General features: G+C 55.8%; 17 protein-coding genes. 3 read left to right on the forward strand and 14 right to left on the reverse strand.

The window, feature by feature from the left end; all coding sequences use genetic code 11:
• Nucleotides 1-22: 22 nt before the first annotated feature.
• From AB5Y54_RS11685 to AB5Y54_RS11750, 14 genes are all read right to left on the reverse strand, one after another.
• Nucleotides 23-1,054: an IS630-like element ISAhy2 family transposase gene (locus tag AB5Y54_RS11685; protein ID WP_001809438.1), complete on the reverse strand. Its 1,032-nt coding sequence runs from the start codon at nt 1,052-1,054 to the stop codon at nt 23-25.
• A gap of 88 nt (nt 1,055-1,142) precedes the next feature.
• Entirely contained in the window at nt 1,143-1,781 is a 639-nt protein-coding gene (locus AB5Y54_RS11690) for a carbamoyltransferase N-terminal domain-containing protein (RefSeq protein ID WP_368153832.1), read from the reverse strand.
• A 94-nt stretch (nt 1,782-1,875) separates the two neighbouring features.
• The gene (locus tag AB5Y54_RS11695) at nt 1,876-3,060 is read right to left on the reverse strand and encodes a hypothetical protein (protein ID WP_368153834.1); all 1,185 of its coding nucleotides are present in this window, start codon (nt 3,058-3,060) and stop codon (nt 1,876-1,878) included.
• Nucleotides 3,061-3,072: 12 nt separating this feature from the next.
• Nucleotides 3,073-4,338 (reverse strand): hypothetical protein, encoded by a 1,266-nt coding sequence (locus AB5Y54_RS11700; protein WP_368153836.1) that lies wholly within the window; start codon nt 4,336-4,338, stop codon nt 3,073-3,075.
• A gap of 25 nt (nt 4,339-4,363) precedes the next feature.
• The gene (locus AB5Y54_RS11705; protein WP_201896669.1) at nt 4,364-5,560 is read right to left on the reverse strand and encodes a radical SAM protein; all 1,197 of its coding nucleotides are present in this window, start codon (nt 5,558-5,560) and stop codon (nt 4,364-4,366) included.
• Between the two features lie 127 nt (nt 5,561-5,687).
• The gene (locus AB5Y54_RS11710; RefSeq protein WP_327785919.1) at nt 5,688-7,961 is read right to left on the reverse strand and encodes an HAD family hydrolase; all 2,274 of its coding nucleotides are present in this window, start codon (nt 7,959-7,961) and stop codon (nt 5,688-5,690) included.
• 5 nt (nt 7,962-7,966) lie between these two features.
• Nucleotides 7,967-9,133, reverse strand: coding sequence for a UDP-galactopyranose mutase (gene glf, locus AB5Y54_RS11715; protein ID WP_368153838.1), 1,167 nt, complete (start codon nt 9,131-9,133; stop codon nt 7,967-7,969).
• Nucleotides 9,130-10,101 (reverse strand): glycosyltransferase family 2 protein, encoded by a 972-nt coding sequence (locus AB5Y54_RS11720; RefSeq protein ID WP_368153840.1) that lies wholly within the window; start codon nt 10,099-10,101, stop codon nt 9,130-9,132. Before AB5Y54_RS11720 ends, glf begins: the two co-directional genes overlap by 4 nt.
• A gap of 205 nt (nt 10,102-10,306) precedes the next feature.
• The gene (locus tag AB5Y54_RS11725; protein WP_368153842.1) at nt 10,307-11,527 is read right to left on the reverse strand and encodes an acyl-CoA reductase; all 1,221 of its coding nucleotides are present in this window, start codon (nt 11,525-11,527) and stop codon (nt 10,307-10,309) included.
• Nucleotides 11,506-12,564: an acyl-protein synthetase gene (locus tag AB5Y54_RS11730; RefSeq protein ID WP_368153870.1), complete on the reverse strand. Its 1,059-nt coding sequence runs from the start codon at nt 12,562-12,564 to the stop codon at nt 11,506-11,508. The genes AB5Y54_RS11725 and AB5Y54_RS11730 overlap by 22 nt, the downstream gene beginning before the upstream one ends.
• A 50-nt stretch (nt 12,565-12,614) precedes the next feature.
• The gene (locus tag AB5Y54_RS11735) at nt 12,615-14,000 is read right to left on the reverse strand and encodes an AMP-binding protein (protein ID WP_368153844.1); all 1,386 of its coding nucleotides are present in this window, start codon (nt 13,998-14,000) and stop codon (nt 12,615-12,617) included.
• Nucleotides 13,997-14,743 carry an SDR family NAD(P)-dependent oxidoreductase gene (locus tag AB5Y54_RS11740; protein ID WP_234925175.1) on the reverse strand — a complete coding sequence of 249 codons (747 nt, stop codon included), beginning with the start codon at nt 14,741-14,743 and terminating at the stop codon, nt 13,997-13,999. Before AB5Y54_RS11740 ends, AB5Y54_RS11735 begins: the two co-directional genes overlap by 4 nt.
• Nucleotides 14,743-14,976 (reverse strand): acyl carrier protein, encoded by a 234-nt coding sequence (locus AB5Y54_RS11745; protein ID WP_053288544.1) that lies wholly within the window; start codon nt 14,974-14,976, stop codon nt 14,743-14,745. Before AB5Y54_RS11745 ends, AB5Y54_RS11740 begins: the two co-directional genes overlap by 1 nt.
• The gene (locus AB5Y54_RS11750; RefSeq protein ID WP_201896675.1) at nt 14,976-15,539 is read right to left on the reverse strand and encodes a GNAT family N-acetyltransferase; all 564 of its coding nucleotides are present in this window, start codon (nt 15,537-15,539) and stop codon (nt 14,976-14,978) included. Before AB5Y54_RS11750 ends, AB5Y54_RS11745 begins: the two co-directional genes overlap by 1 nt.
• 205 nt (nt 15,540-15,744) lie before the next feature.
• Between AB5Y54_RS11750 and pseF the strand changes: the two genes are divergently transcribed.
• From pseF to pseI, 3 genes are read left to right on the forward strand one after another with little or no spacing between them, the layout of a single operon-like run.
• Nucleotides 15,745-16,443 carry a pseudaminic acid cytidylyltransferase gene (gene pseF, locus AB5Y54_RS11755; RefSeq protein ID WP_201896676.1) on the forward strand — a complete coding sequence of 233 codons (699 nt, stop codon included), beginning with the start codon at nt 15,745-15,747 and terminating at the stop codon, nt 16,441-16,443.
• Nucleotides 16,430-17,431 (forward strand): UDP-2,4-diacetamido-2,4,6-trideoxy-beta-L-altropyranose hydrolase, encoded by a 1,002-nt coding sequence (gene pseG / locus AB5Y54_RS11760; protein WP_201896677.1) that lies wholly within the window; start codon nt 16,430-16,432, stop codon nt 17,429-17,431. Before pseF ends, pseG begins: the two co-directional genes overlap by 14 nt.
• Nucleotides 17,428-18,474, forward strand: a complete 1,047-nt coding sequence (gene pseI, locus AB5Y54_RS11765) for a pseudaminic acid synthase (protein ID WP_201896678.1) — start codon at nt 17,428-17,430, stop codon at nt 18,472-18,474. The genes pseG and pseI overlap by 4 nt, the downstream gene beginning before the upstream one ends.
• The last annotated feature ends 69 nt before the right edge of the window (nt 18,475-18,543 follow it).

Genomic DNA, 18,543 nt, shown 5'->3' on the forward strand with positions numbered 1-18,543 from the left:
TAAATAACTGATCCCAATAGTGCTACACCTTCGCTGTGCCATAGCCATTCCCCGGGAAAGGAGACACGGTATCCATGAAGTGTTTCACTCGGGCCAGCAGGTTTGCCATCCCTCTGCATTGATGATTGCGCGTGATGGTTTCATGTAACTTGTGCCATAGCCGTTCTATGTGATTAACCCAAGGGCTGTAAACTGGCTGGAACACCAGGCAGAACTTGGGATTCTTCTTCAACCATCGCTCGGTCTGTTTGCTTTTGTGAATGATGTAGTTATCGAGGATCAACGTGATGGTTTTGGCTCGTCGGTAGTGGTGGCGCAGCTTTTCCAGCATGGCAATAAACAGCGATGAGTTTTTCTTGATCCCGCTGACGTAAAGTACCCTTCCGTTGCCTGCGTGGAGAACGCCTGCCAGATAATGCTTGGCATTCTGCCCCGGTGTGACAACCCGCTTTTGCTGCGCTCTGAACATCCAGTCGGCTCCTAATTTGGGATTGAGGTCTATATCGACTTCATCCTCATAAAACACCGGATTATCGGCATCACAGCGGGCCAGCGCGGCGTCGATATTCGCCATTTTTTCCTGATAGGCTGGGTCTTTTATCCGCAAGGTCGGCACGGGCCTGCGCCAGACAATGCCCATACGAGGTAACCATCGGCGGAGCGTGGAGGCTGCCACATTGAGCCCTGTTAACCGATTGATTTTTATAGCCAATAGTTCAGTACACCAACGGCTGCGCTGATAACCAAAATCTTGCGGAGAAAACTGCATGAGCAGCACCAGTAGGGTGACAATCTTGGCGATAGGTAAGACTGGGGCACGGCCAGCCGGTAAGGCTTCTAGCGCATCTATGCCTTCATCTCGATACCACCGAAGCCAACGACCGATGGTCGAGCGCGCAGCGCCGGTAAGGTGATGAACATCGGTGATCGTGCGTCCTTCATGTAACAGCAAGATGGCCATCAAGCGACGAGCATGTCCTTTATCACGGGTGGCATGGATGATTTTGTGAATGCGGCGCCGTTGTGGTCGTGGCAGAGGTGGTAGGATAGGCATCAACTCAGTCCTTTGGGTGTGGCTTGTTTTGTTTAGCGACTAATCAGATCGCACAAACTGGACTGAGTTCCCTTCCTCCGGTGATCTACTATTCGGAACAGCTATTTAGGGTAACCGTATCATATTCACCGTAACCATCAATTGTCATAATGGCAGACTCTGAATAACCAGAGCAGAAGAAAGCGCTTGCCGCATGACAGGCATGATGTGCCACTGGAATTACTTGGCACTCTGGAAACATGGCCGAAACATTCGTTATTGTTTGTTGCGTGTAAAGATAACGATTAAGAGACCATTGTATATATCGAAGCAAATCTTTTGACACATCTTTATGAATACCTATGTGTCTCATTAATTCTTCCAGATAATTCATCGGATACATATCTTGCCGACATACCCGTATTTCTGGCAACACAGACAAAATACTGTCCTTGAGTATCAAGGACTGTTCTTTAACACAGAGACTGTCAATATAACTGAATAACTTATCGGTCACATACAGCTCAGGATCATGATTAAGCGCGATATATTTCAAACTCCCAAGCGCATGTTTTTTTATCAAATCGATAATTTTATTGATAGACATAATAGGAAAAGACCCATCATGTTTTATATTAGAAAACCGCTCCTCGGTTAAGCAATATAGAACATCGCCATTCATATTGACCAGCGACACGGCTGAATCATGTCCAAAATAATTAATGCCAAGAACAAGTTCTTTCATCATTGTCGCCCCTGATAGCATATGTTTTTATACCAGATCCCTGGGTGTAAAAAGCGGTGCATCGGGACTCACGATGCACCTGTTGTTTTTAAAAAAACTACAGAATAACACCCATTCGCGGATCAGGAACATGACCACACATCATCCGGTAACCATCGGTGAGGAAATATCTTGGCGGGTGGTAATATTCCAGCAAATCATTCGTCACAAGGAATTGGTCATTGATCTTATCTTTTCGCACAAAGATGGCATTGGTACCATTCAGATTACAACCAACCAATTGATATTGCTTTTTGTCTCCCAATTCGGCTAATGCTGCCAAACTTGCACCCTGATAATCCGTCAGATTCCAGATGTGCTTTTTGTCATATTCAATTGACCACTTCATTGGCGGCGGGAATTTAGCATTATATTCAATGACCACAACCCAGGGTTGCACAACATCAATTTTTTCCCAGACATAATAATCGTTGCCATCGATATCAACACATAACATGCCAATTTCCCCAGTGAAATGAGCACCTATCAACTGGTTGATATTATCTTTATCGATGAACTGATGTTCAAAATGCAGTTGCTCTTCCGCAATTTGTTTTTCAAACCGCTTTTTTATCAAGGTAGCATTAGCATTACTACCTTCAATCCACAAACCTTGCCAGCCCTGCTTCAACAGTAATAATGAATTATTTTCTAGACCATCACCAACGCCAAATTCGACAAATGAACGAGGCAAGCCAGGCCCCAGACGACGGAAAACTTCAGCCAACATTCCATCTTCATCGTGCTGTGAATAACACTTATATCCAAAAGGCTCCAGACGTCGTTTATCTTTATATTTTTCATCAGCTAGCAGCGCACGAATCTCTGACGCACAGAGCAAGGCATTGACTTTATCAATATAAGCAGATGTTCTATCTTCTTTGCCTGCTTCAAAGCCTTCTGATAGATCAATGAGCTTTACATTTTTTGCTAAACAGTCCGCGAAAAAATCACTCATGATTTCATTATGAAATGAAAGCGAGCAGATCAAAATATATTCTGGAGCAGCTTGAAATATGGTGTCACGGCCATATGTAGCAACGTTAAGTGTGGTATCAAATCCATCGCAGCATGATTTATCAGCAATGCCGATTAAATTACAACCTCTAAATACATTCTTTTGTATCAACTCCTTAGTCATAGCGCCAGCAGGATACAATAGCACGCGAGCTTGCGAATGAATGAGTTCGGGTAATAAACTGAATATCTTTTTGTATACACAATCATGGATAAAGGATGTCATCTCAGCTCCAAATTATTTTGTATTTAGCAGGTTATGCATTCCACGGATTAACTCATCACTAACGTGTTCTTGGGCAGCCGAAACACGTATATGTTGCCAATTTGGGTAATCCAGATGCCAATTTTCGCCATCATTAGGTACCCAGACCACAGTTTTAACACCATAGCCGGCTGCAATATGCGCACTCGCAGAGCGAGGAGTCAGTACCAGGGCAGCATGACGAATAAGTTTAAGCATATTCATTTCATCGCCGATATATGAGGCATTAGCCCCAGCAGCGATCAGTTCCTGATTAAATCGCTGTTTATCTTCGTCAGAAATATTATCCGTGGTGTTATTAGTAATATAATTTCCAGTCAGAACAACAGGTAAAGGGGAGTCCTGTATTATGCGCTTTATATCATCTAACGACAGATTTGGTTTAGCCCAATTGGCCGTTGGCTGTAATGCAATATAACTTCCAGGCGTTAGTCCTGTACAGGGGGATACAGTAGGTAACTCGAGGCCTGGATTAGATTCAAAATTAATACCTAAACCGAGATAATAGCATCCCAAATAATTCGCTGCGGGTGATGCATCTTTTTCTCGATGAAACAGCGCATAATTTTCTGGTAATGGATAAGCACCCGAACCCAATTTAACAAGGTCATCACCATAGGCAGAAACAATACTCGGCAAAGTATTGTAATAAACCGACAGATTAGGATTTCGTCGGGCAAACTCGCGTGCAGCGCTCAATGCACATAATTTATCACCGAGCCCCCAACCGGTTTCAATTACAATTTCAACCGCCATAGTATCTGTAGCGTTAATGGTTTCCGGAACATCTACGCAGCCGGGCCTTAATTGACTGATTTTCCGACAATCTAAAAACTCAGCTAATTCCTGTCGGAAAGTGGCATGCTCATAACCTGCGCAAAGATCAACTAATTCGAAATTTAGCTCCACTGCACTTGTGCGCAGTGAATCCATGATTTCATTGTGGTATCGGGTATTGGCTACCACCACCACATCAGGCTTCAAATCCGCGAGCGAGTCATAGCTAAAAGCAAAAAGACCATTGCCTGTTTTACCAATTTTCTTGCTATTCCGATCCAGCGCCCCTAACACATTGAAGTGACGAAAATAGCCACGGTAAACCAAGTTAAAAACTAACTCACAATGTGGAGCGAATACAATTCGCTTGTGTTTATGCTTCAACGGCTCGAGATGCTTCTGGTAGTTTTCAAGCACCACGGAGGGAAGCGGCGCAAGATAGCTCTGCATAAAAAAAGGCATAAAATACTCCTGCAACCATACCGGATTATAAGAATTCACCAAGCACGACTATCTCAATATTGTCTTCGCGCCAGTGCTTCTGTTGGAAATAAATTTCAGTACTATAGGCTGGCGAGAAGATAAGAATCGCATCCGGTTTAATCTCTTCAATTGCAGAATAAGGCAGCACTGGGATATTGACGGGTGGCACTTTACCTTCGGGATTTATATCGCAGAATGCCGCAACGTTCAGGTTGCGTAATTGTGTTTTTTCATACAGATCAAACATGGCCTTGCTGGCGGCCGCAAGCACAACTCTTTTACCTTCTTTAATCCAGCGTAATGCATGGGCATTAACCTGCTCCCGCAACCCCATAATATTGTCACTGATAGGGCCTGTACATTTATCACACAAGGATAAAACTCCTGTTTCCCCCTTATATAATTGCTGCTGCATTTTTTTGTGGCGTTCACCTTGCCAGATATCGACGAGGGTTTCGTTGCGCACATCACCAATAATCTGTTCACCATCGGCATCCCAACAACATGGCACGCACTCCCCGGTCCAAAGCACACATAACTCGGAACGAATTTTGAAACAGGTGCGTTTGTTATGGAATTCATCATCCAGCGCGACCACAGTAATATCGCCCCCTTTCGGGTGCTTGTCCGTGCGTTTTTCTATAAAGCGCACATTGTCATGCTGACCAAAGTGATCCATCATGTTGGTCAAATCTTCATCCATATTATGCGCAGTACGCAAAAACTGTATTGTTATTATGGTATCGGAGTTTCTGCGATCACGCTCGGAAATGAACTTTTCAATATTGTGTTTCACTTTTTCAAAGTGATTGTTGTTTCTTATTTTTTTATAAGCGACAGGATCCATGGTGTCGATGCAGCACAATACATTCCCACCATATTCCAACAACATGTCAATCTTGTCGTCATTCAATAAAATTGCATTGGTAGATACATTTCCAGGGCCATAACCATGAGCTTTGAAATATCGCAATGCTTCGCGCAATTTTGGATAGATTAGGGTGTCACCAAAGTGATGCAACCAATGAATCGGCATTTGATATTCACGGGATTGATCGACAATTTTCTTGAAAAGTTCCAAGTCCATATGCCCGATCGGCCGTTTCAGGCCGGCAGAACGAGCACACATGGTACAATCGATATTACAGTAATTAGTCAATTCAACCTGAAATAAACCTGGTGCCTTAATTGCGTCTGCCATTTTAACTCCTCTTAGCTCACCCCCCATACCGAGAGGTGACGCTATAACAATGTGTCATTATGAACCGAAAGCATCGCCATATTAGTTCATAAATACAGTTACTTTGCTTAAATAAACACCGATATTACTATCTAAAGACAATAATACGCGCGTGTTCTGCTTTATCGTCATAACACTGCCGGATCTCGGCACTTATTTCATTAGCAAAAGCCCGGGATGCGACAGTAAAACATGCCACATTCCGCTTTTTAGCTTCAGCCAACGTGATTACCTCATGCTCACCCAATTGAATACGGCTACTCAACGCCCGCCGATCAATCACACAATTGATGACAATCCCATGTGTCGTCAGGTACTCGTACACTTTCAACCCTAATTCACCCGCTCCATATAGCGCGGTTTGGCTAATTCCAGACTGTTGCAATTTTTGCAGCAACAACGGTGCAACTTTCTCATCATCCTGATAAGCGGCCAGTTCACCGCTCAGCTGTAATTGGTCAGGAAACGCCAAGGCTACGAGTCCGGGATACCAGGCAACACTGCGCAAAATCGGGTCCGAGCCATCCAGTGACAACTGATAGGCCTGTTCACCGCTGTGAACGCGCTCTTTAAGCGCCAATACTGCACTTTCAGCTAACAGCGGTTGGCTCATACCTGGCGCCATCGGCAGGGGTAAGTCGGCCAGCAGTCGGGCTTCGTGCCACATGGGATAAAGAATCAGGCGATAGAGCACCGCTAACAGGTAGTGACGCTGATGAAGTGACGGTTCCGCTATCATCCAGCCGGCAGCCGCAGCTCGCTCCCCCCATGCTAACAGCGTGTGAATAAATGCCTTGCTTGATGGCTGGTTGGCGATGCATTCCTCAGATTGCACCACCGCCAGCGGGATAACCTGGCCATCCGCAGACAATTGGTAACCCCGGGTCGAGCAGAGCGGACCATTGAGCAGGATCTCGCTGACCTCGGGATAGGCTGCCAGTTGCTGTGCCCAGCCGTGGCATGCTGCAGGTTGAAACACCTGCAGTTTTTGACTCAAGGCAACACGACTAGCTCGCTGACTGGCATAAAACATGAAGTAGTTAGCGTCATTCAGCCCTGCTAACTGATGAAGATTTTGCAATAAGCTACCACCACATCCCCAATCGAGAATGGCGATCTCTGGGCTGTTGGTTACCCCCTGCTGTAACAGATATTGCAGCAACCACTGTCGTTGTTGCTGCAGGTGGGCAACGATCTGCGGCTGGCAGCATTCCAACCAGCTCACCAGCTCACGCCAGTTTGGCGTCCGCTGCAAATCCGATAATGCCGAATGATGTTGTTCCGCCCAACGAGCCGGACACGTCAATCCGAGATCCTCTAGCAATTCGGCCAATGTATAGCCGCGACGCTGACAGAGCGAATGCAACAGCTCTAGCGACCAATCTCTGCTTGGCAGATAGCTGGATCGTCGGGAGACAGCCAGCGTCCTGACACTCAGCGAATGTCCGGGAATTTGCTGAATAAGACGCGCGATGACTTCACCTTCGCGCAACAGGCAAAATAGCGTAGAGATACCCTGCTTCTGGCAACGTGCGATGACCCAGCGTGCAAATGCATAAAGCACAGGCGCATAAACACGGCTGGCTATTGCACTGCTGACGGATCCATCACTTAACCAACGCCATTGCCGCCGCAAGCACTCCAATCCAGGGATAGCCAACGGAAAAAGACGCTGTTCGTATTTCAATTGCGCCAGATAATCATCCCCCAGACCAACATGACAGGCGTGTAGTCCTGAGGCCTTTGCCATCTGCAGATCGGTAATCTTGTCGTCCCCAATGTGTAATACCGATGCTGGCTGCCACTGCTGGTTAGCCAGCAGAAGCTGATACAAACGTCCATCCTGTTTGCTGGCTTGATTTTCGCCGGAAACATAGATCTTATGCAGCAACAGTTGGGGGGCCTTGGCCCTGAAGAAGCGCTGCAACAAACTGGCCGGCAAATACATATCCGACAACAGCACGATTGGCAGGCCTCGCTGTTGCTGGCCGACCAACCAATCAACCAGGAGCGAATTAAGCTGCCAACCGTCGTATTCCAGCTGCTGTTCCAGCTGTGCCAACTGCTCACCCTGCACGCTGGGCCAGCAAGCATAGATGTGCTCCAGACGAACCTCGCGGTGCCCCTCATGCTGCATCATCTGCCGCCGAGCCGCCGCTTCAGCCTCTTTCCGGTATTCAACAAAGGCGTCAGGATCCTCGTTATACAGCAATCCGCGTTCGTAGGCCTGCTCGGCCAGCCGCCGCCAAAGCTGCTCTGTAGTCCCGGCGTGACGGAAGATTAGAGTATCGAAAACATCACATGAAATGGCACGGATCGGCTGCGCATGAAGGATCCCATCTAGTTCCGATAGATAATTCATCACGCTTATCTCCTTGTCATCGGCTGGGCCAGGAGCTGATAGTGTTGCAATGCATTGTCCACCGCATCGTCCATATCGAAATAGCGGTATTCGGCCAGGCGGCCTAACGGTATTAACTGGGTAAAGCACTCCAGCCGGGCGCGGCAGTCGGCATAGCGCGCCTGGGCAGTGTCGGTAAACAGCGGGTAATAGGGCTCCAATCCCTGTTCAGGCTCGTAGGCACAGGGATACTCGTAGACGATGCTGGTGCCCGCGTGTACTTGCCCGGTCAGGTGCTTGAACTCGGTGATGCGGGTGTAGGCCTCTTCATTGGGGTAATTCACCGTCGTCACCGGCTGGAATTGCGGCTGCGCCAGGTGGCGATGTTCGAAACGCAGCGAACGGTACGGCAGTGGCTCACTGCCAGCACAGAGCACATCCAGCATGCCGGTGTAGATCAGCGGGCCGGTGAACGGGACACCGTCCAGCATGACACGCCCCTGTTCCCAGTCCAGCGCCACGCGAGCGCTCATCGGCGTCGACAACTGCAATTCGATGTTGGGGTGGGCCAGCATCGCCGCCACCATGGCACTGTAGCCCCCTTGCGGCACCGCCTGGAACGGATCGGTAAAGTAGCGATCATCACGGCTGACCACCACGGGTACCCGGGCGGTCACCTCCGGCGAAATCGCCTCGGGCGGCATGCCCCACTGCTTGCTGGTGTAGTTGACGAACGCCTTTTGATATATGAACTCCGCCAACTCGCCGAGCAGCGGATCGGCCTGCTGACGCAACGTCAGGATCGGCACCCGCGCCCCCTCGCCATAGCGCGACACCAGTGCCGCGATCAGCGCTTGCGCCTTGTCGGCGGGGAAACAACGTTCGATGCTGGTCAGGTTGAACGGCAGCGGCACCAGTTGGCCATCGATACGCGACAGCACCCGATGCTCGTAGGGATGCCACTGGGTGAATTGCGACAGGTAGTCGGCCACCGCCGGCTTATCGGTATGGAACAGGTGCGGCCCATAACGGTGGATCAGCACGCCCGCCGCATCCTGTTCGTCAAAACAGTTGCCGGCCAGATGGTCACGCTGCTCCAGCACCAGTACACGCCAGCCGAGCTGACTGGCCATGCGTTCGGCCATCACGGCGCCAGACAGGCCGGCGCCAACCACAATTGCCTGATAGGTCATGGATTTGCTCCAAATAGCTGTTGTCTGACCTGAACCGGATCGGCCCTGAGTTGCCACGCCAGCTGATGACGGTCGTCGAAGAACCAGCCCGGGGCCAGCGCGGCCACCTCGTTCACCGACTGTTGGAGAAAGTGGTTAAAGCGCGGCGTGTCCTCCTGGCGCAGAAAATAGAGCGCGGTGGAGTAGTACAGGTGAGCGCGCCCCTGGGCGATCACCAGCGGCGATACGCCAAACGCGGCCGCATTGTCACAGGCGCGCAGCATATCTTGCAGCGACTGTTCACGGCGTGCAGCGGACTGCCGGGTCTGGCCGCCAAAACTGTTGGCGTGATAGCGATAACGCCCCAATACCGCGGGAATAAAATCCAGCGTGCCGGGCTGCAACGCCAGATTCAGGATATGCCAGGGATAGTCGAGGATGATCTTGCAACCATCATCGATGGCCTCACCCATGCGCTCATGCCGGCGGAACATGATCGAGCTGGCGTTGACGAAACAGCCATAGCGGATCAGATCCGTGATATCGCCGACCGGGCGTAAATAGCGGTAGTTGTAATAGTCGCGGGTAAACAGCTTCAGCGTCCGACCGCTCTCATCGTCAAACATGTCGGCTTCGTGGTAACACAGCGTGCAGTGCGGATGGTCGTCCAGGTAGGCTGCCTGTTGTTGCAGCTTGCCCGGCAATGCCAGATCATCACCATCGACATAGGCGATATAGTCGCCGCGAGCCTCGCTCAGTAACCGTTTCTGAGTACGCGCCAAACCAATATTCTGCGGATTCTGCAATGCGCGCAGCTGCGGATAACGACTGGCCAGGTGCTGCATGATGGCCCAGGAGCCGTCGCTGGAGCCATCATCGATGGCGATGACCTCATAATCGAAATCGGCCTGTTGCGTCAGCAGGCTCTCGAGACAGGGGGCAATGAAACGCTCGAGGTTGTAGACCGGAACCAGCACACTGACTTTCATTCTTTATCCTATGTTATCGGTTCAATTTGACGCCAAGCGGCCGCGGCAGGCATGGCTACCGCACGACGCGATACGGGGAATGGCGCCTCATGCTGCGGCTCTGTTGCCAGACAGATACAAGTTGTATGCCAGCGCCCGTACACTCAGGGCTAAAGTGCGAACGCTTTCACACTCCGGGTTAGCCGGCACTGCGCTGGGCGCGGCATTAGCCGACCCGGGTCTGCCGGCTCATCTGGGCCAGCAGATCCTGCCCATCCCAGAACCAGTCAAACGCCAGCGCCTGACCTGGCACTACCAGCCGGTCGATGCGGGTGTCGGGATATTGACGCAGCCAGGCCGCCACCGCCGCAGGCGCAATGCCGACACAGACACAGGTCTGCACCTGATCACCGGCGGCCAGCCAGGACGGCACATCGGCGTAGTGCCGTTCCAGCAGCACGCCGCCGCCCGTCGCGATCTGTGTCTGCACCCCGCCAGGCTGCAACAGGCTCAGACTACCGACCGCAGTCTGCGCCAGCACCTCACCGCTGGCCAACGCCAGCTGGCTGTTCACCAGCCGCTCCATGCCGTTAGCCGGATCTTGGGCAAACGGTGCGGCCAACGCCGCCAACAACGCCTCACGTGCCGGAGCCGGCCAGTCACCCAACCAGACCAGCGTGGTCGGTGATGCACAGGCCTGCTGGTTAAACTGGCTGATGTCTTGCGCCAGCGCGGCCTGCTGGCGCTGGCGGCGGGCATCATCCAACGCCAGCCAGGCGGAAGCGTCGAGGAGCGCCAGCGAACGGCGATCCGGAAACACCAGTTCCCGCCCGCGTGGTGGCAGCGCTATGGCCCGGATGGCCGTAACGGTGGCATCGCCCCCCCACACGACGCGCAGATCGCACTGCGCCGATAACGCGGCGGTGATCGCCTCGTCATGGCCGTAACGAATGAACCGCACCCGAGCGGCGATCGCCTGCCACTCAGGCTTGGCTAACAAATCGGCGCACACGGCCAGCAACTGTTGCTGCACCGGATCCTGACGGCGCGAGAGGCGTACTATCGCACTGTTACCAGCCAGCAACGCCATCAGCCAGGAGAACACCCCCAGCGTCGGCACATTGGACGGCACCAGGTGCAGTGTCAGCCCCAGCGGCGAGCGAGAGGCATACGCCGGCAAGTGGGCGCGTAACGCGGCCGGACGCAACCAGAACCCCAACGCCACCAGATCGGGCCACGCCGAGCCCTGTGCCAACAACCGTTGCGACAGTGCGGCACAAAAGGCCATCACGCTGTCATCCGCCACCGGCAGCGGCGCTGGGGTAAAGCCCTGCCAGCCGGACGCCGGTAACACAAATTCGATACCCTGTTGCGGCCAGGACGCCGGTAACACAAATTCGATACCCTGTTGCGGCCAGGACGCCGTCATTGGAATGTGTCGCTGCATCCGCGTACCTCGGCTCCGCGCTGACGGCCCAGCACGCTAAAATAACGCCCGTGACGGCCACAGCGGCAGTCATCCTCACCCAGCAACACGCCGAGATCCTCGCTCAGCAGGCTATGGCCGGGATAGCTCAGTGGCAGTGCCGACAGCAGCTGCAGCAGGCCGGGTTGCCCCATCGGCAGCGGTGCCAGCGTCTGCGGATCGCGCACCAGCACATCGGCCAGCGCTGGAGCATGCAGATGGCCGGCCTCGCACTCGACAAACACGGTACCAACCTGTTCGACCATGCCATAGAAGTTGTGCACCCGGCTTAGCCCCAGCTGCTGCTGGCAACGCGCCTTGAAGGCGGCGTTATCCACCGCCAGGTGTTGCAGTTTCTTCCAGCCGCCGCTGTGGAACAGGATGCCCTGCGCCAGCGGTAGCGTCAGCCCGCGCTGGCGCAGCGGCTCCAGCAGACACTGCCAGACCATGAAGGTGAAGCCGAAGATCAGCACCGGCTGATTGGCATAGCGCTCGCAGAATGCCTCGATCACCGGCCAGTTCGGCTGCATCTGCTCATCCAGCGCATAGTGGTGATCGCGGCCCAGAAACGACAGCCCGAGCGCACCGGCGCCACGGGCCGAGAAGCCGCTGCGGTTCTGGATCAGTGCCGGCTGTTCAATCAGCAGCATCGGCAGCCGCTGTTTACCAAGAAACTCCTGCAGGATGCGCACCAGCACCTTGCTCTGCAGCGCGGCGGTGGTTTTGTCCAGCACGATGCGCGACACGGCGCCGGTGGTGCCGGACGAGGTCAGGGTCTTGAAACGCTCAGCCTCCGGCACGCTGGCCAGCAACAGGTGCTTGAACAGCCGTACCGCGAGAAACGGCAGCGCCGTCGCATCGCTCGCCACGACCGGCCAGCCGTAGCCGGCCAGTATGCGCGCAAATTCCGGACTGTGCTGTTGGTGCCACTGGTTCAGCGCATTGAGGCGCCGCAGCAGCAGGTCAGCTTTTTGTGCCTGGGGCAGGTCATAGACGGGGGCGTCCAGCAGCGCCTGCAGACTGGCCTCCAGCTCAGGCGTGCAGTGGGACTTGGCCTCGAACGCGTCACTCATGCCGTGGCCTCCTCAATCTGGCGTTGCAGCGCCGGGTAGTCGAGTTTGCCGGCAGCCGTCCGCGGCAACGTCGGGAGCGCGGCGACACGAAACAGGCTCGGGTGCAGGCCCAATTGCAGCTGCAGGTAGTCACGCACCGTGGCCACCTCGTCGGCCGCACTGCAGGCGATACGCAGCGCCTGATCCTGGCCACAGGCCACCAGCTCCCAGCCCAGATCGCGGCATTGCCGCTCCAGCGAATCGAGCTGCCAGCGCACACCGGAGAGCTTGATCTGTCGCTTCAGCCGCCCCGTGATAAACCAGAGTCCGTCGGCCGAGCGGTAACCCAGATCGCCGGTACGCAGCAGAGGATTCATGGGAGCAAGCGCCAGATCGGCCAGCGACTCGGCATAGCCGAGCATCACATTGGAGCCTCGATAGCCTAGCTCGCCCTCCACACCAGGCTCGGCAGCCATCTCGTTGCCCTGCTCATCGAGCAACAGTAGCTCACCGCCGGGAATGGCCACGCCGATGCTGTCCGGGTGGTCGGCCGCCAACTCAGGCGGCAGATAGCTGATGCGCGCCGTCGCCTCGGTCTGGCCATACATCACATAGAAGCGGATGCCCTGCTCCCGGCACCAGAGGGCATAATCGTGCACCCGCTCCGGCGCCAGCCGACCACCGGCCTGGGTCAGGATGCGCAGATGGGGCCACGCCTGGCGGCGCAGGCGCAGCTGCTCGTAGATCTGGTAGCTGTAAGGTACGCCGGTCAATTGCGTCACCGGATAGCGCTTGAGGCACTCCCAGAAGCCGCGCTGCAGAGGCGTCTCGTTGGTCAGCACCAATCCTGCGCCACACAGCAGATGGGAGTGGATCACCGACAGACCATAGGAGTAGGCAAACGGCAAGGCGGTCAGCGCCAGATGATCCGGCGCCATCTCAAGATAAGCGACGATGGACTCGGCATTGGCGATCAGGTTCTGCTCGCTCAGGCGAACCAGCTTGGCGCCGCCCGTGGAGCCGGAGGTGGTCAGCAGCAGCGCCAGTTCCGGCAACAGCGACATCGGGCGATGATGGCGGGGCACCGGGGCCGCATCCGGCCGGAGCCAGAGGTGCGGATCATATTGCTGCAGCAGTGTCTCGACGCTGGCCGCCGGCAATTCGGCATTCACCAGCAGCACGGCATGACCCGCCCACAGGCAGGCCAGATAATTGAGCAGGCTCGGCAGGCTGTTGTCCGCCTGCAGCAGCACCAGTTGCCGCCCGCTCGCCCGGGGCGATGCCCCCCAGAGCTGCACGGCCAAAGCCTGACTTTGCGCGCGCAACTCGGCGTAACTCACCATTTGTTCACCGGCATAGGCGGCGATGCCCTCGTGCTCCAGCAACCGCTGCCACAACCTCATATCAGCATGCCTCCATCGACACCGATCACCTGACCGGTGACATAGCTCGACAGCTCGCTGGCCAAAAATAGCGCCACCTTGGCCACCTCGTCGGCCGAGCCGATGCGGCCCATGGCGATGCTCTGCAGCCGCTGTTGGAACTTGTCGTCCGGCAACGAGTGCGCCATGTCGGTATCGATAAAACCCGGCGCAATGGCGTTGACGCGGATCTGCTGTGGCGCCAGCTCCTTGGCCAACGACTGGGTGATACCGATCACCGCCGCCTTGCTGCCACCATAGACTGCCTGACCGGCATTACCAACCCGGCCGATGATCGACGCCAGGTTGATGATGCTGCCGCCACCAGCACGCTGCATCATCCGCGCCGCATACTGGCTGCAATAGAGCACACTGAAGCTGTTGCTGGCGAAAGTGCGCTCCACTTGTGCCGGCGTCACCATGCCAATCAGCGCATCGTCCAGCACCCCAGCATTGTTGACCAATACGTCGAGGGTTTTGCTGTGGCTAAACAGCTCACGAAACAGCGTCTTGACCGAGTCGGCATCCGCTACGTCACAACTCAGGGCGTGACAGTCAATCCCATGTTTTGCCTGCAGCTCACCAGCCAGAACCATGCCCTGCTCGATATTCCGCACCGCCAGAAACAGGGTGGCCCCCTCGGCGGCAAAGCGCTCGGCCATCGCACGGCCGATGCCACGGCCGGCGCCGGTGATCAACGCACTCTTGCCGCTAAGCAACCCCATCAGGCTTCGATCCCGTACTTGGCCAGGATCTGCCGCGCCTTGGCCACCGAGCTCATGTCGATGATGTCATCGGTATCGAGCATGATCTCGTATTCGTCTTCGATGGCGGCAATTAGCGTCATATGAGCCACCGAGTCCCACTGCGGAATGCCCTGATAGGTCAACTCATCGCTGACCAACTCAGGAGCGATCGCCAGGGCATCGGCAAAGATCTGGACAAGGGATTTTTTCATCATCGGTACCTAATAAAACGTGAAACTTGATCGCGGGCCGAACGGTAGTGTTCGGGCACCAGTTGGTAGTGAATTAGCGGACCCTCCGCCTCACCGAATTGCTGGTAACCACAGGCTTCATGAAACCGGATTGAAGCCGGGTTAGTGGTGAAAATCTTGCCATAGAGCCGGGTCAGCCCCAATTGTTCAAACGCCATGTCATTCAGTGCAAAGGCGACACAAAACGGCACCAGGTTGCTGCGGAACTCATCCGGATAGATATACATGCCTGGCTCGGCCGTACCGGCCTGCCAGTCGACGGCGGTCAGGGAGGCGACCCCGATCGGTTGCTGACGAAACCAGGCCACGTAATAACAAGCGGAGTCCGAGCGCTGCAGGCGCTCAAACCAGGCCTGCTGCATCTGTGGCGTGATGAAGGTCTGATCCAGCATCTGGCTGGCAATTTTCGGGTCATTTCGCCATTGGCGTACCAATTCCAGCTCGTCGGCCTGCAACCGTCTGAGTTGCACACCATAACGTTCATAGCTGGGGCTGAAACCCGGGGGGGATACCCCTTGTGACATGCCAGTTCTCCTTACTGCCTGTTGGCGCCCCACTACGCCCGGGGCTCGACCCAAAACGAGACCCACTATACCATCCGAGGAGGTCGATAGCGGGATTGCACACTCATTTTTTGAAATAATTCAGTCAGTTGGTGACAGAGCGTACAGCCGATCCTATTATCGGCAACAAGCGTACTAACTTGAGCTCCACGCCAGGAGGGGCCCTATGACCATCGCCATCATTCCGGCACGCGGCGGCAGCAAGCGCATTCCACGCAAGAACATCCGCCCGTTTTGCGGACAACCAATGATCCGTTATGCCATCCAGGCAGCCCAGGCCGCCGGCTGTTTCGAGCGCATTGTTGTTTCCACCGATGACACCGAGATTGCCGCCCTCGCCCGCCAGTGTGGTGCCGAGACCCCCTTCCTGCGTGATGCGACACTGGCCGACGACCATACCGGAACCTCGGCCGTCGTGGTGGACGCCATTCGCCGACTCGATCGCCTCGGCATCCAGTCCGACCACTATTGCTGCATCTATGCCACGGTGCCGTTGATCCGTGCCAGCGATCTGCTGGCCGCCTACCAGCGACTGACGACCAGTACCGCCGATTATGCCTTCAGCGCCGCCGCCTTTGGCTTTCCCATCCAACGCGCGCTGCAACTAACCGCCAATGGCTGTGCCACGCCCTTCTGGCCGGAGAACATGGGCAAACGCAGTCAGGATCTGACCCCGGCCTATCAGGATGCCGGTCAATTCTACTGGGGACGGCGCGAGGCCTGGCTGGGTGGCCGCGGGGTGTTCGATGGCAACGGACTGGCCCAGGTGCTGCCGCGCTACCGGGTGGTCGACATCGACACCGAGGAGGACTGGCAACTGGCCGAACTGCTCTATCAGGCGCTGCAACAGCATGACGCCGGTTGATTACCTGTTTAGGCTCGATGCCGACAGCCAGATCGGCACCGGCCATCTGATGCGCTGTCTGGCCATCGCCGATGCGCTCCGCGCCCAAGGGGAACTTTGTGCCTTTGCCTGCCGACCACTGCCAGCCACGCTGCAACACAAGCTGCACACCTACCCGCTGCTGGAATTAGACGATGACGCGGCCTTCTGGTCGGCACTGACCGAGCTCACGCCGCGCTGGCTGATCGTCGATCACTATGGGCTGGATGCCGAATTTGAAGCCCAAGCCCGTCGTTTCGGCTGTAATATCTTGGTGCTCGACGATCTGGCCGACCGCCGCCATGACGCCGATCTGCTGCTCGATCAAGGCCCGCTGCGCCGCGCAGACGATTACCGTGCACTGCTCAATGCCGATTGCCAGTTGCTGCTGGGTGCCGACTATGCGCTGCTGCGGCCGGAATTCGTCGCCCGGCGCAAAACCGCGACTACACCATTTCACCGCGGCTTCATCAGTTTCGGTGGCGCCGATCCGGCTCACGCCTGCTTGCGCACCCTGCAGGCGTTGACGGCCACCCCCTGGTGGTCTGGCTGTGAATGGACCCTGCTGGCCGGTGCCGCCAATCCGGACTGGGAGGCGCTGGATCAGTGGCTGGCCGAGCATCCGGCGCGCGTCACCCTGTTGCGCCACAGCGATGAGGTCGCCCGCCTGCTCGCCGAACATGACTTTGCCATCGGCGCCGCTGGCGGCATGATGTGGGAGCGCTGTTGCATCGGTCTGCCAACTTTGAGTATCCCCATCGTCGCCAATCAGCAGTTCAATGATGCGGTGATCGCTCACTTCCAGCTGGGCGAGCGGATGACACTGAGCGAGCTGGACGAGCCGGCACGACTGGACGCTGCGCTCAGCCGCCTGCAGGCGCGGGCCGAACACTATCGCCAGCAGGGACAATCCCTGGTGGATGGTCAGGGGCTGACGCGCCTGACCGCTTTATTGAGGAAACGCCCATGAAGATTGCCGGACGCCCGATTGGGCGTGACCACGCCCCCTATCTCATCGCCGAGCTGTCGGCCAACCACAATGGCTCACTGGAGCGGGCGCTAAATATCGTGCGGGCCGCCAAGGAGGCCGGTGCCGACGCCGTCAAGCTGCAGACCTACCGCCCGGACACCATCACCCTGGATTCCGATCGCCCCGAGTTTCTGATCCATGGCGGTCTGTGGGACGGTAAACGACTGTACGATCTCTACCAGTGGGCCCATATGCCGTGGGAGTGGCACGCACCGCTGTTCGCCCTCGGCAGGCAGCTGGGTATCACCATCTTCAGCAGCCCGTTTGACTTCAGCGCCATCGACCTGCTGGCCGATCTGGATGCTCCGGCTTATAAAATTGCCTCGTTCGAAGCCATTGACCTGCCACTGATCCGCTACGCAGCGCAGACCGGCAAACCGCTCATCATCTCCACCGGCATGGCCAACGAGCGCGAGATCGGCGCAGCGCTGGAGACGGCCCACAAGCACGGCTGTGGCGAGGTGGCGCTGCTGCACTGCGTCAGCGGCTATCCGGCACCGGCCGCCGAATACCATCTGGCGACCATTCCCGACATGCGTCAACGTTTTGGCGTCGAGGTGGGCCTCTCCGACCACACGCTGGGCACGGCCACCGCCGTGGCCGCCACGGCGCTGGGCGCCACCCTTATCGAGAAACACTTCACGCTGCGCCGTGCCGATGGCGGCCCGGATTGCGCCTTCTCGATGGAGCCCGAGGAGCTGGCGCAATTGGCCGCTGATACCCGCACCGCCTGGTCGGCCATCGGCGCACCGCGCTATAGTCTGAGTGCCAGCGAGCAGCACAACATCCAGTTCCGACGCTCGCTCTATCTGGTCCAGACGGTAGCGGCCGGTGAGCGATTGACGGCCGCGCATGTGCGCTCGGTCCGCCCGGGATTGGGGCTACCGCCCGCCGATTACGACCGGGTGCTCAACGCCGTGGCACGCCGGGATCTGACGGCCAACACGCCGCTGAGCTGGGACGACCTGCAACCTCTTGGATGAATGCCGCACCAACAAAAACACTCCAGGCGCGGCCATGACGGCTGCACCTGGGGTGTTTGCAAGCGCTCA

It is taken from the genome of Aeromonas sp. s9, assembly GCF_040907765.1.
GTDB classification, from domain to species: Bacteria; Pseudomonadota; Gammaproteobacteria; order Enterobacterales; family Aeromonadaceae; genus Aeromonas; species Aeromonas caviae.

Coding starts and splice junctions, on each gene's coding strand:
- pseI (WP_201896678.1), top strand. CDS start 17,428: ATGAAGATTGCCGGACGCCCGATTGGGCGTGACCACGCCCCCTATCTC.
- AB5Y54_RS11720 (WP_368153840.1), bottom strand. CDS start 10,101: ATGAAAGTCAGTGTGCTGGTTCCGGTCTACAACCTCGAGCGTTTCATT.
- AB5Y54_RS11690 (WP_368153832.1), bottom strand. CDS start 1,781: ATGATGAAAGAACTTGTTCTTGGCATTAATTATTTTGGACATGATTCA.
- AB5Y54_RS11745 (WP_053288544.1), bottom strand. CDS start 14,976: ATGAAAAAATCCCTTGTCCAGATCTTTGCCGATGCCCTGGCGATCGCT.
- AB5Y54_RS11750 (WP_201896675.1), bottom strand. CDS start 15,539: ATGTCACAAGGGGTATCCCCCCCGGGTTTCAGCCCCAGCTATGAACGT.
- AB5Y54_RS11710 (WP_327785919.1), bottom strand. CDS start 7,961: ATGAATTATCTATCGGAACTAGATGGGATCCTTCATGCGCAGCCGATC.
- AB5Y54_RS11695 (WP_368153834.1), bottom strand. CDS start 3,060: ATGACATCCTTTATCCATGATTGTGTATACAAAAAGATATTCAGTTTA.
- AB5Y54_RS11735 (WP_368153844.1), bottom strand. CDS start 14,000: ATGAGGTTGTGGCAGCGGTTGCTGGAGCACGAGGGCATCGCCGCCTAT.
- pseF (WP_201896676.1), top strand. CDS start 15,745: ATGACCATCGCCATCATTCCGGCACGCGGCGGCAGCAAGCGCATTCCA.
- AB5Y54_RS11700 (WP_368153836.1), bottom strand. CDS start 4,338: ATGCCTTTTTTTATGCAGAGCTATCTTGCGCCGCTTCCCTCCGTGGTG.
- AB5Y54_RS11705 (WP_201896669.1), bottom strand. CDS start 5,560: ATGGCAGACGCAATTAAGGCACCAGGTTTATTTCAGGTTGAATTGACT.
- pseG (WP_201896677.1), top strand. CDS start 16,430: ATGACGCCGGTTGATTACCTGTTTAGGCTCGATGCCGACAGCCAGATC.
- AB5Y54_RS11740 (WP_234925175.1), bottom strand. CDS start 14,743: ATGGGGTTGCTTAGCGGCAAGAGTGCGTTGATCACCGGCGCCGGCCGT.
- AB5Y54_RS11725 (WP_368153842.1), bottom strand. CDS start 11,527: ATGCAGCGACACATTCCAATGACGGCGTCCTGGCCGCAACAGGGTATC.
- glf (WP_368153838.1), bottom strand. CDS start 9,133: ATGACCTATCAGGCAATTGTGGTTGGCGCCGGCCTGTCTGGCGCCGTG.
- AB5Y54_RS11685 (WP_001809438.1), bottom strand. CDS start 1,054: ATGCCTATCCTACCACCTCTGCCACGACCACAACGGCGCCGCATTCAC.